Annotated in this window: 11 protein-coding genes; 4 read left to right on the top strand and 7 right to left on the bottom strand. The window is 47.0% G+C overall.

Annotated features, from left to right (window positions below; all coding sequences use genetic code 11):
• The 4 genes from WCO51_04310 to WCO51_04325 form a co-directional block, all read right to left on the bottom strand.
• Window positions 1–302, bottom strand: a 302-nt coding sequence (locus WCO51_04310; GenBank protein ID MEI6512483.1) for a DEAD/DEAH box helicase, incomplete at its 3' end; no start/stop codon positions are given.
• 13 nt (window positions 303–315) lie between these two features.
• Entirely contained in the window at window positions 316–1,107 is a 792-nt protein-coding gene (tatC, locus tag WCO51_04315; GenBank protein MEI6512484.1) for a twin-arginine translocase subunit TatC, read from the bottom strand.
• 4 nt (window positions 1,108–1,111) lie between these two features.
• Window positions 1,112–2,482 carry a hypothetical protein gene (locus tag WCO51_04320; GenBank protein MEI6512485.1) on the bottom strand — a complete coding sequence of 457 codons (1,371 nt, stop codon included), beginning with the start codon at window positions 2,480–2,482 and terminating at the stop codon, window positions 1,112–1,114.
• 186 nt (window positions 2,483–2,668) lie between these two features.
• A complete protein-coding gene (locus WCO51_04325) occupies window positions 2,669–4,666 on the bottom strand; it encodes a peptide transporter (GenBank protein MEI6512486.1) in 1,998 nt (665 codons plus the stop codon).
• Between the two features lie 496 nt (window positions 4,667–5,162).
• Between WCO51_04325 and WCO51_04330 the strand changes: the two genes are divergently transcribed.
• On the top strand, window positions 5,163–6,263 hold the full coding sequence (locus WCO51_04330) for a tetratricopeptide repeat protein (protein ID MEI6512487.1): 1,101 nt from the start codon (window positions 5,163–5,165) through the stop codon (window positions 6,261–6,263).
• A 139-nt stretch (window positions 6,264–6,402) separates the two neighbouring features.
• Here WCO51_04330 and WCO51_04335 read toward each other — a convergent pair whose 3' ends face one another.
• From WCO51_04335 to larE, 3 genes are read right to left on the bottom strand one after another with little or no spacing between them, the layout of a single operon-like run.
• Window positions 6,403–7,314, bottom strand: a complete 912-nt coding sequence (locus WCO51_04335) for a polysaccharide deacetylase family protein (protein MEI6512488.1) — start codon at window positions 7,312–7,314, stop codon at window positions 6,403–6,405.
• A gap of 14 nt (window positions 7,315–7,328) precedes the next feature.
• Window positions 7,329–8,078: a nickel pincer cofactor biosynthesis protein LarB gene (larB, locus tag WCO51_04340; protein MEI6512489.1), complete on the bottom strand. Its 750-nt coding sequence runs from the start codon at window positions 8,076–8,078 to the stop codon at window positions 7,329–7,331.
• A gap of 15 nt (window positions 8,079–8,093) precedes the next feature.
• Window positions 8,094–8,903 carry an ATP-dependent sacrificial sulfur transferase LarE gene (gene larE, locus WCO51_04345; GenBank protein ID MEI6512490.1) on the bottom strand — a complete coding sequence of 270 codons (810 nt, stop codon included), beginning with the start codon at window positions 8,901–8,903 and terminating at the stop codon, window positions 8,094–8,096.
• A gap of 221 nt (window positions 8,904–9,124) precedes the next feature.
• On the opposite strand from larE, the gene WCO51_04350 reads away from it, so the two are divergent.
• From WCO51_04350 to WCO51_04360, 3 genes are all read left to right on the top strand, one after another.
• Window positions 9,125–10,279 carry a citrate/2-methylcitrate synthase gene (locus tag WCO51_04350; GenBank protein MEI6512491.1) on the top strand — a complete coding sequence of 385 codons (1,155 nt, stop codon included), beginning with the start codon at window positions 9,125–9,127 and terminating at the stop codon, window positions 10,277–10,279.
• A complete protein-coding gene (locus WCO51_04355) occupies window positions 10,279–10,842 on the top strand; it encodes a hydrolase (GenBank protein MEI6512492.1) in 564 nt (187 codons plus the stop codon). Before WCO51_04350 ends, WCO51_04355 begins: the two co-directional genes overlap by 1 nt.
• A gap of 216 nt (window positions 10,843–11,058) precedes the next feature.
• Entirely contained in the window at window positions 11,059–11,511 is a 453-nt protein-coding gene (locus WCO51_04360; GenBank protein ID MEI6512493.1) for a hypothetical protein, read from the top strand.
• Window positions 11,512–11,544 lie beyond the last annotated feature (33 nt).

Raw genomic sequence — 11,544 nt, forward strand, 5'->3', positions numbered from 1 at the left:
GTGCTTGGTTTGGAAAGAATTCTATCTAAGACCGGAAGATTATAGGCCAGAGTTTTACCGCTTGCTGTACCAGTAACCAGCACGACATTCTTGCCTTCAGCAATTGCATCAAGCGCCGCTGCTTGGTGGGAATAGAGACGGGTGATCCCCAAACCTCTCAAACGCTCCAAAAGCGCTTCGCTTGGCATATGCTCCGGTGAGCTATACTGGGCGGGGCGTTCAGGCAGCTTTCCGATATGAGCGATTTGCCCTCGGTAGTTGGCGCTGGATCGTATTTGCTCGAGGAATTCTTCGGTATTCATTTTATATACCCAATTATTTCGATACCGGCTTACCCGTTCGTCCGATCAAGAAGATGCTTAGAAAATAGAGTATTACCATCGGAAAGGCCATTGCCAGCATCGTTACCGCATCATTGGAAGGGGTTAGCACCATTGCCACAACTGAAATACCCACAACCCCCTGCCGCCAGTATTTCCACATCATTTCTGCATTAATCAGCCCGATTTTGGCGAGAAACAAGACAACAACCGGCAGTTCAAATGCCAATCCAAATGCAAGCAGCATTTTGACAAGAAAGAGAATATAGACCTGTGGGTCTTGGATAAGTGTAGCCCCGCGTGGGAGATAATTCAGAAACCATCGAAGGCATGCGGGTAAGATGGCGCAACCGAAAGTAACTCCAATGGCAAAAAGAATGACGCTCAAAGGCGCCACAAAACGAATTCCTTTGCGCTCATTATTATTGAGGCCGGGCGCAATGAATAACCACAACTGCCATGTAATCAGCGGCGCGGCAAGTCCAATACCAATAAAAAGTCCGACTTTGATTTGCATCAGGAAGGGGTCTGCAAAATTACGATAGGCAATTTGAACTTGCGGGGTGTGTTTACCTAAAGCTTGAATGAGAGGGCGAGTAGCCCAAGCATAAGCCGCCGGTTCAAGGAAGTACCCAACTACCCAACCGACGGCTATAAAACTTATTGACCAGACTATCCGAGTTCGCAGTTCGCTAAGATGCTCGAAAAACGTAGCGCGCAGTTCAACTCCATCTTGGGACTGCGTTTCAGTTGTCTCAGTCATTTTATCTGAGTCGGTAAATCTCATTCAATTACTTGATGAGCTCCGAAGTCATTATCGTGCGCAAGCGAACGCGCGATGCAGTGCTTGTGGCTGAAGGATTACCGCTTGATCCCATTCCGCTAGGCATGCCGGCGCCGGGGACTGAGCCAGGCATATAACCGGGAGGTCCACCTGCTGATCCCTGAGAGCCATACCCAGAGTTAGCGCTAGGCTGTCCTGAAGATGCGAAAGTGGGAGGTTGGAAGTTGTCAATTAGTCCTTCATATTCCATCACTAACGAAGCATGGATAATCTTGCCGCTTTCATAGGCAAACCAATCGGTTTCATCAATGGTCATTTTGACATCACGCATTCTGTAACCGCCAAACCTCATGATACTCATGGGTAGACTCTGTTTGCGCTTATAGGCCAACCGAGCTGTCTTGTAACCCCTTGACCATTCAAATGCCTGAAGTTCTCCACGGACTTCTAGACGATCACGAGGATCATATTCTTTAGTGAAGTTTTCAACTAAAGGTTGTTCGTTACCAATATCGATATAGGCAAACCAAGCATCCCCTTTGGTTACTGGGTCTGCGGGCAGAATCGAAAAGCTATTCTCACCTACTAAATTATTAATTATATTTTCGGTGCTGGAGCCTGAACTGCCTGAACCAAAATTAGGGTTCCAATTTGAGAAGAATACAAGCCCCATCGCTTCAAAGTTTTCTCCACGCGTAGATACGATTTGATCGACAGGTTTCAAGTTATCAGGATGAATCCAAACGGGAGGTCCATTTTCCGAAGGCATATATGCAGGAGGGATTCTTTGGCTGCGTACGATATACTTCGATCCATCCAATTTACGAATTGGCAAAAGTTCGTAAATAATTGTTTCTTCTTCAAGAAGCCGCTCTGTCGGAGTACTTCCTCGGGCTTCTTCTTCCTTACTAATCGAAATCAAATAGGTTTTTCGTACATCCCTATATCGAAGAGGCACGCCAAGAGTAAACCTGTGACGCAAAAGCATTCTCTTCTTAGGCGCTAGGATGTCGTTGTTTGCGACGGTCACATTGACTTTGCTGCGGTCGATGATGTGTGTGGGTTCGCCACCGTAAAGAACAATCTCAAAAGTATGGTTGCCGTCAGATACTTTACGGGCTTTTGTATCGAAAAGATAGCGATACCGTTGACCGGCATTTGCTTCGTAATCGGTTGGTGCAACCGCTTCAATAAACACGCCGTCCAAATAAATGCCGATATAACCGCCTGTCGGAATGCTCCTGCGAGGAACCTCGATTTTGACGTTTTCGCGAACTGATGCCCCATTGACTGGCCTCAGTATTGTAAACGGAGCTTGCCCGAAGGCTATCGTAGCGCAAAATGTCAGCATAATGCCGAGCACTGTATTCAACTTCATAGCGAATGCCCTCCCATCGACAGAAGCAACCCAAACTGGTTCAATCCTACCATAGGGTCTACCAAATGTCAACCCTGCACGTTCAACGCACAGCTTCATATGACGGACGAAATAGTAGCTTGTCAGTTACTATTCTATTGCGTATTACGTATTACGTATTTCCGGATTCCGGATATGCAATACGTACTAAAACGGTAACGTTGACACGGATTTTGCGATTAGGGCCATGGCGATTGAGACCATGGCTATTAGACCTGAACCGCAGGCGAAACCGGCGCATAGAACAGGAGCGTAATTCGTCCAGTTCTTCTCACCAAAGCGTTTACGGAAATATTTGCGTCCTAGCCAAGCGCCAAAGAACGTCGGAATGGTCGCATATGGCGGAGCGCTGATGCCACCGATTAGGCCGTATATAAGCAGCAGCGGCATTCTTAGATAGGTCATTACGCTATAAGCTATTAAGCAAATGACAAAGCCGCCGATGATAAGGTTTGGCTTGAGCGCCATTCTAATAATGTCTTGAGAGGCGCTTCCGGGCAGGTTGATCTGTTTCCAAATTGCTTCCGTCTGAGCACCAATCGGCCACATCTTCTGAATATAGGGACAGGCGGAACTTGGGATCGGGTTTGAATTCCAGAAGAAGGACCAGAACGCAAAGCTCGCGACAAAAATGACAGGAAACATGAACGCTTCGGCTTTGATAACACTAGTAAACTTAGTGCCGGTTAATTCAATCTCACGGAACTTCTGTGAGATGCCGCCCATGTCATACATCGGAAGCGGCGCGTACCAAATATCCACTTTCTTGTAACCGGTCGCAATAATCGTAGCTTCTTTGATCATCGGGAAGCCAACTCCGGAACCGACTAATCCAATCATTCGAGCACTTACATAGGAGTTCAGCGGACTCCATAACGCGCCAAAGAAAACGGTAATCCAAATAGGGAAGTCGGGCAATAAAATGTGCATCAACACGCATTGATAAATAATGGTTAATCCCCAACCACCGAATGCCCAGCCGATATGTACATCTCCACGGCCTTTAGGAATCGCCCATATCGAACGCTTCTCATGCTTTTGGGCTTTCTTTGCTTGATTTATGCTTCTAACGACGTTAATGATGCCTAAAACGCCGATTGCAAAGCTAATTCCAAGACCAACGCTCATCCAGAAGTCCATATTGGTAGCAAGACCTGTACGTAGAGCATTGGAGCCAGGAATCCAGTTCGGGAAATATCCAAAGTGATACAGAACAGGATTCAAGAAAACCTGGAAGAGTATAGAACTGATAAATGTTCCCAGTACCGCATACCATGGGATTACAAATCCAGTAAAAACGGTCCCAAGGCTAAGTGATAGGCCGACAATAGCAGTCGGGAGGATACTGCCCGTGCTTTCGGTCAGATCAAGGAACGGGATAGGCAGAATCTGGACAGCAGTCCCAAATGCCGTGCCGGTGAAGATTGGGATGCCGACATAAACAAAGCCAAAGAGAATGCCGATGACGGAACCTGTGCTGAATACTCGCCATCGCCAAGATTCTTCAGAGGAACCCGCTTCTCCCAAAGCTGTTGCGCCGGAAGCGGCGATTGGAGCCATCGGGAAGGGAAGTTTTTCGATATCGGAAGTAATACGAAATAGTGCGTATCCGATACTCATCCAACTAAGGCGCCCCATGACCTCGCCAATAAGCGCAAGAAGAATGGGAATATTCCAGGCTCTATCTAAGAAGGTGCGATGAGCAATCGCTTCAGAACCGGCTGGCGGCACTACCCATGGTGGGATCTGCTTGGCAAAGGGAGCAAATGGAGGCGACTCGACTAAGTAGGCATTTTTAATGAAAGCGCCAAACGGCCCCTGAGACGTCGCCAACACCGCTGCTACATAGTAAAGCATGTAGATTTCTTGCTTTTTCATCGGGTTGAAAGAGCGTCGAGCGATTTCGGAAAACAGGACGATGGTCACCCATTCGGCTGCAGCACCGATGCTTTCACCTGCAACCAAGCTGAGATAAAGACCGCCGGGAAGCATGATCGCTGCGATAAAAATGATACCAATGATAGTTTTGAGCGTGAAACCTTCTTCGTAAGTCCATTCCTGATCATCACGAGAGGTTAACTCTGTTTGCTCACGCGCTTGCGCTAACTCGTCGATTACTTCCTCTTTTTTTTCAACATCTGCCAATTCAAGCACCGTCCATGTGTCTTATAAGACAACGTTCTATAGTTTAACTTCAGGTTAGCCTTGATTTTAACCTCTAATTCAGCAAACATCAAGCATTACTAGATAAACGAGAATTTATCCGCTCTAACCCGAAGACATTATCATTAAGGATTAGTGCATATTATATTCGTTCAGGAGCGTACTATGCAAACAGATCATAAAAATGGCTCTAATACGATTACCAGGTTGTCTCAAAATATTTCTTATGTCTGCTTGACTGTTGAAGCACAACTGAGATCGACAAAGCATATCTGGGCGGATTTTTCCTGGTCTTCTCTATGAAATACCCGCAACAAAATTGCAAAACATTTCATATACTCCGCTAGCGTCTTGAAATTAGATTTATGGAACCGTACGTTCACCCTAATCGTAGAATTTACAGTAAACTCAGTCTGCCATATAGGCTTGTTTGCAGGATTTTAGTAAGAAACTGCCGTATAATCAGTAAGGGGTGAGTATGCAACCTTATAATATTGGACGATGGGTTATCCTAATCTTATTTGTAGGCGTCATGGCTTTTTTAGTAGGCGGAATGTATTGGATGGCCAAAGGGATTATGATAGCTTCAAAGAGCCTAAATTCCCAATACAGTGAGATCAACAAAATACAGAATTACCCATACTATCACGAACGCTTCAATGAACTTTTGATGGATTCCAATAAAATCTGTGCCTCTGGCGGGAAGGATGATTTCTACGTCTGGATGAATGACGCCTATCTTAAATCAGGTGTCAGAATGCCCGGCAAAGAGAAACTGAACTTAAAAGAACTTCTGCAAGCCGAGAAGGATGAGTTAGGGCAAATCAAAGATAAGGTTAAACGAGCGAAAGCTGAGACCGAGCTCGGTGCTTGGCTCCATATGCTTGTTAGGACCACAATCACCAAATTCAGCCTCGACCGAGGTTATGAGTTTTATTCTGTGATAACAAGCGGAGAAAGGCAGTGCCTGCTTCAATCGGTTTTAATTGCAGCGCTACTTCAGGAGATGGGCGTTGACGCAGGGATTGAAATGGTCTATAAAAACCCTGAAGGACAACTCTCGAATAACGGGCACGTAATCACCCTGATCAAACTGCCAACAGGCCGCGATATTATCGTCGATGCCTCTCACCAAGAACCCTTTGCCCGTCATGGGGGCTTGCTTGTGAAAACTCAAGACTATACATATGTCACCCCCGTTTATAAATATAAATCTCCCGAAATCATAAGTTACAGAGCTACTTCTGACGGGCATACTATTGCGACCAGCCTAGTCAGCCCCCTTGATTACGGTTTCACCCGATCGCAATTTATGTTTTATCGAGGGGAACGAGTAGTTGGAGGTCTTCTCAGCCGAAACCCAACTAAAGAAGGATTAACGGCATCCGCAAACTATCTGGAGCAGAGTGTCAAATTCTGTCCAAAGAATCCACTTGCCGTTTACACCCTTGGGAGAACCTATCGTGCTTTAGGAAGGAACGATGAAGCCCTTACTCAATTCCAACTAGCCGTCAAGCTCTATAAAGATTTCGGCTGGATCCCCGACGGCCCAAGAGACGCCCTAAATAGACGCAGATAATCCCCCTTGACCCCCTTCGATATAGCCGAAATGCCGACTCAGGGAAGAGGATTTGGAGTTGGGGCGGGACGTGCTTCGAACATTTCTTTCTTATCACCTTAAATCTGTCATCTTTCTTCAACACACCGGCTATACGGGGTTAGCGGACTAGCTCTGAAACGGTTACTATTCGGTAGCCTCGGGTGTGGAGTTCGGATAGGATTTGGGGGAGGGCTTGGGCGGTGGCGGCGCTGCCGCAGTGCAGTAGGATAATGCTGCCGGGTTTTACTTTTGATAGCACGCGTTCAGAGATTTGGTCGGCGGTGATACCTTTGACGACTGAATCCCATGAATCCAGAGACCACATAATTTCTTTATAGCCTAACTGAGAGATTAGTGCATCAACGCTTGAATTGCGGTCGCCGTAGGGGGGGCGAAAGAGCATCGCAACCTTTCTGCCCGTTCCTCGCTCGATAGCCGAAGCGCCGTGTTGGATTTGTTCTTCAACTTGCTCTGTGGTCATTTGTGTCAGGTGGGGATGGGAATAAGTATGGTTGCCGATTTCGTGTCCTGCCTGGCCTATTTGTCGAGCGGCATCGGGGAACTTATCGCAGAACGCGCCTGTTAGAAAGAAAGTGCAGCGCAATCCATTTTGGTTAAGAGTGTCGAGGATGCTGCTAACCGGCGCCGCATCCGCCCCTGCATCGAATGTGACGGCAATCACTTGTCCATTCGCACTGCCCGATAATGCATGTTCTATTGGGTGCGCTTTTGTTCCCGTTGGTATTGGGTTATCGTGAGAAGTGGTGTCCTCTAATTGATCAGGATTTTGAAGGGATGGTTTAATATCTTCTGATGGCTTTGTCGAATTTTCGGATCGATTAGCGCTTCCATTGCTATATTGATTAGACTGCAGCTTTTGGCTGTGTCCTTTATGATTTGAAATAGATTTATATTTTGGCGGTTGCAATATTCGCGCTGCGACAACGGCAAGAATGATAATCGCCAGCAGAAGGAATACCCATGAAGGCCCTGAAGAAGATCGTTTGGAGGATCGTTTTTTGTTTGCCATCGCATAAACCCAGTTTATTTCTGATTAACTATATGAGCAAAGTAGCCGGCGCCGAAGCCGTTGTCGATGTTGACAGTCACCACACCTGGCGCACAGGTGTTAAGCATCGCAAGGAGAGCCGCTAAGCCTTCGAATGAAGCGCCATAGCCGATGCTTGTGGGTACTGCAATTACGGGTGATCCCACTAGACCGCCAACAACACTTGCGAGAGCGCCTTCCATCCCTGCAGCGACAATAATCACGCTTGCCTCAAATAAAAGGGGAGTTTGGTCGAGTAATCGGTGGAGTCCTGCCACGCCTACATCGTAAAGACGTTCAACGCGGCTCCCAAGATAATGAGCAGTGATTGCCGCTTCTTCGGCCACCGGCAGGTCAGCTGTTCCTGCTGAGACCACCAGTACATAGCGCTCGGGGTTAATCGGTGGTTTTAGTTCGCCTAGTGTCAGGCATCGGCCTAGTTCGTGGTAGACGGTTTGAGGGAATTTCGCTTTGATGAGATCAGCCTGCTCTGCACTCGCCCTGGTGCCTAAGACAACATTATTCTTCTCAAAAAGCCGCTCGAAAATTTTAACGAGATGATCGGCAGCTTTTCCTTGACAGAAGATAACCTCAGGCGATCCCGTCCGTATTTCCCGATGATGATCCAGCCGGGCAAACCCTAAGTCTTCATAAGGGAGCTGCCGCAGTCGTTCCACTGCCTCCTGGATAGTAACTCGTCCAGCCTTAACATCCTCCATCAATTGCGAGAGTGAAATTTCATTCATTTTAGCTATTACGTACTACTTCCTTAGAATATCGTTCAGTTTGCCGGAGCGGAAGCCCTCTAGGTCTAGAGTTACATAAGTATAGCCAATGGACTTCATCTGGGTAACGATTTGGTCGCTTAATTCGATGATGCGGACGAGATCGGGCTTTTCTACTTCGATTTTTAACGTTGGACCGTAGTGGCGGACACGGAGTTGGCGGAAACCTAGGGTTTTTATGTAGGCCTCAGCTTTATCGACCATTCCTAGTAGCTCTCGGGTAATCGTCGTTCCATAGGGGAAGCGGCTTGAGAGGCAGGCGTAAGATGGTTTATCCCAGTTGGGGAGATTTAAATGTTGAGCCACTTCGCGGATATCGGATTTAGTAAAATTAGCTTCGCGAAGAGGGCTTCTAACTCCTAGCTCTGCAGCAGCCTTCATTCCCGGTCGATAATCCCCTGCATCGTCAGCATTTGAACCATCAGCAACCCAACGGATGCCTTGTTCCTTGGCAATCTCTTGTAGTTTGCCGAAAAGTTCGTTCTTGCAGTGATAACACCGGTTGGGAGTGTTGGTACTGAAATTGGGGTTTTCGAGTTCGTGGGTCGAAACAGTGAGGGTTCTTATGCCTAGAACTTCAGCTATTTCAAGGGCTGAACGGATTTCTCCTTCGGGGAAGGCTTCCGATTCCCCAACGACAGCTAAACATTTATCACCCAGCACGTCGCTTGCGACTTTGGCCAACAAGGTACTGTCGACCCCGCCGGAAAAGCCAACCACTATCTCTCCCATTTCGGCAAGAATAGTCTTCAGGGCTTCATATCTTTCGGAGACTTGTGACTGCATTGTTATTTCCTCTTACGCCAATCTCTAATGGGGCAATTTGAGCGGGCGGGAACTCTTTCTATCTATTTAGCATAGCATAGAATAGGGGATCCTTTCAAGCAAACATATCCCGCTCTAATACTATCGTTTAACCTGCGGCAATTGACAAGGCCTCCCTCCGACGAATACAATGAAATTTACTCTAAAGGGATAAACCCCTGATTGTGAACTGGAGAAAAGTAATGTCATCTCAAGTTGAAAAAGATATTCTTATTGAGCAGTTCAAAGCCGGCCTGGAAGATATTCCGGCAGCAGTATCCGATATCTGCTTTGTCGATGGAATAAACAGTCTTTTAGTCTATCGTGGTTATGATGTAACCGAGCTAGCCGCGAAGGCTACCTTTGAAGAAGTCGCTTACTTGTTATGGTTTGGAAAACTTCCCAATAAGCGGGAATATGAGTGGTTCACAAGGCAACTTATCCAAGAGCGTGAACTCCCCGCCCATGTTTTGGCGATTGTTACAATGTTCCCAGGTAAGGCTAACCCTATGGCAGCCCTCCGGACTGCTATTTCCGCAATGAGTATGTATGATCCTGATAGCTCAGACCAATCGAGCGATGCTATCATGCGCAAGGCAATCCGTCTAACCGCTCGTATCCCCACTATGATTGGGGTGTTGGAAAGACTTAGAACCGGCCAGCAACCGCTTGCTAGTCGGCCTGATTTAGGGCATGCGGCGAACTATCTTTACATGTTGACCGGTCGTGAACCGGAAGAAATGCAAAATCGCGCAATGGACCTATCGCTCATCTTGCAAGCTGATCACGAATTGAATGCCTCGACCTTCGCAGCACGTGTAACGGTTTCGACATTGTCTGATATCTATGCCGGTGTTGTTTCCGCAATCGGTACCCTTGCAGGTCCTTTGCATGGTGGAGCGAATGAGCAGGTTATGCGAATGCTTATCGAGATTGATAAGCTCGAAAACACTGAGTCGTATATCAAAGGGCTTTTCGCACAGAAAAAGCGCGTTATGGGCTTCGGACACCGAGTTTATAAAGGGGCAGACCCTCGCGCGTTGGTTTTGAAGAAGTGGTCTCAGATGCTCGGCGAAGGTTACTGCAATTCAAAGTGGTGGGCTATGTCTGAAGCAATTGAGGAAGTTGTCATTAAAGAAAAGGGCATCTATCCCAACGTGGATTTCTACAACGCCTCCGTTCTATATTGTCTAGGCATTCCTTTGGATATGTTCACGCCGGTGTTTGCCAGCAGTCGAATTGTTGGTTGGACCGCTCATATCATGGAACAGTTTGCGGATAATCGCCTTATCCGGCCGCGCGCTATTTATAATGGGCCGGAAGGGCTCGAATATGCGCCAATCGATGAGCGCAGCTAATGCCCACGCGTCATATCGAGCACTTACGTAAGGATGATACGGCTTTGGTCATGATCGACATGCAGGAGCCTTTCCTGCGGGATGTCCATGACCGTGAGTTAGTCGTTAAAAGAGTCCAAGTTCTTCTCGATGCGGCGAAAGTGCTTGGGTTACCGATTATTGCAACTTTACAAAATGAGAACCGATTGGGAGGGTATGTACCCGAGATAGCGGAGCGTCTTCCCGAAAACTTTCACCCCATCGATAAAATGACCTTTAGCTGCATGGGATCGGAAGAGTTTCGTATGGCTCTCAGGGTTGCGAGCAGACATCAAATTCTTATCTGTGGTGTCGAAACACATATCTGCGTGAGTCAGACCGCGCTTGATTTACTAAGAGCAGGCTATCAAGCCCATGTTGCCGCCGATGCTGTCTCCAGTCGTTCAAAAGAACATTCTGAGCGGTCCCTCGATCGCATGGCCAAGGCAGGCGTGGTCATTTCCAACTCCGAATCCGCCCTCTATGAGATGCTGGTTGAAGCTGGAACTCCGGAATTCAAACAAATTCTCAACCTAATCAAATAGTCCACAAACGTAAACAACCCAATTTCCCCCTTTCCAAGGGGTGTATAAGGGGGGCAGTCCGCTTTGGTTGGTAAATTTATATTTCTGAAGCTGTGTGGATTTAAAGACGGTCGACCGATAAAGAAATTAGATTTCCATATGAAAGGTGTTTGAGCACTGAGCCATGTTGTTCTGTGGCATCTGTGAAGTACTATGCAGATCAAGGGTAACTCCCGAATGATTCTTTGGATTGAAAGCATCGGTTTTGCATTCCTCATCTTGTTATGCTGGTCAGGCGAATATTTCAGCAAATTTCGCAACCTTTTCGGATGCACAGCTTTAAATGACTGGCATGAGAGTTTATTAGAAAGCGCTGTTATTGTTATTGTTTGGGCTTTGGTTTTTACCTTCACGAGAAAGCTGCTTAAACGATTACATTATGTTGAAAGTTTTATAAGAGTATGCGCCTGGTGCAAGAAGATGAGCCATGATGACCAATGGGTTCAAGTGGCGGATTATTTTGCTGGACGTTTTGATATTCCAACCACTCACGGCATTTGTCCCGACTGCGCCGCTGAAGCCATTTCTGAAGTCAAGTCCTATAATCCTCAACCCGAGCTAGCTTTAATATCAGTGAGTACCGAGTCAATCACTTCAGATGATCCCAATATCTCGTCCCCCGCTGCCTAATGAGTTGCTTAGGTGTGTATATTAGAACTCAGG

Source organism: bacterium (assembly GCA_037131655.1).
Classification (GTDB): Bacteria; Armatimonadota; Fimbriimonadia; order Fimbriimonadales; family JBAXQP01; genus JBAXQP01.

What these genes read in the sequence shown, in the direction of transcription:
- tatC (MEI6512484.1), bottom strand. Translation starts at nt 1,107, where the DNA reads ATGAGATTTACCGACTCAGATAAAATGACTGAGACAACTGAAACGCAG.
- WCO51_04320 (MEI6512485.1), bottom strand. Translation starts at nt 2,482, where the DNA reads ATGAAGTTGAATACAGTGCTCGGCATTATGCTGACATTTTGCGCTACG.
- WCO51_04330 (MEI6512487.1), top strand. Translation starts at nt 5,163, where the DNA reads ATGCAACCTTATAATATTGGACGATGGGTTATCCTAATCTTATTTGTA.
- WCO51_04335 (MEI6512488.1), bottom strand. Translation starts at nt 7,314, where the DNA reads ATGGCAAACAAAAAACGATCCTCCAAACGATCTTCTTCAGGGCCTTCA.
- larB (MEI6512489.1), bottom strand. Translation starts at nt 8,078, where the DNA reads ATGAATGAAATTTCACTCTCGCAATTGATGGAGGATGTTAAGGCTGGA.
- larE (MEI6512490.1), bottom strand. Translation starts at nt 8,903, where the DNA reads ATGCAGTCACAAGTCTCCGAAAGATATGAAGCCCTGAAGACTATTCTT.
- WCO51_04350 (MEI6512491.1), top strand. Translation starts at nt 9,125, where the DNA reads ATGTCATCTCAAGTTGAAAAAGATATTCTTATTGAGCAGTTCAAAGCC.
- WCO51_04355 (MEI6512492.1), top strand. Translation starts at nt 10,279, where the DNA reads ATGCCCACGCGTCATATCGAGCACTTACGTAAGGATGATACGGCTTTG.
- WCO51_04360 (MEI6512493.1), top strand. Translation starts at nt 11,059, where the DNA reads ATGATTCTTTGGATTGAAAGCATCGGTTTTGCATTCCTCATCTTGTTA.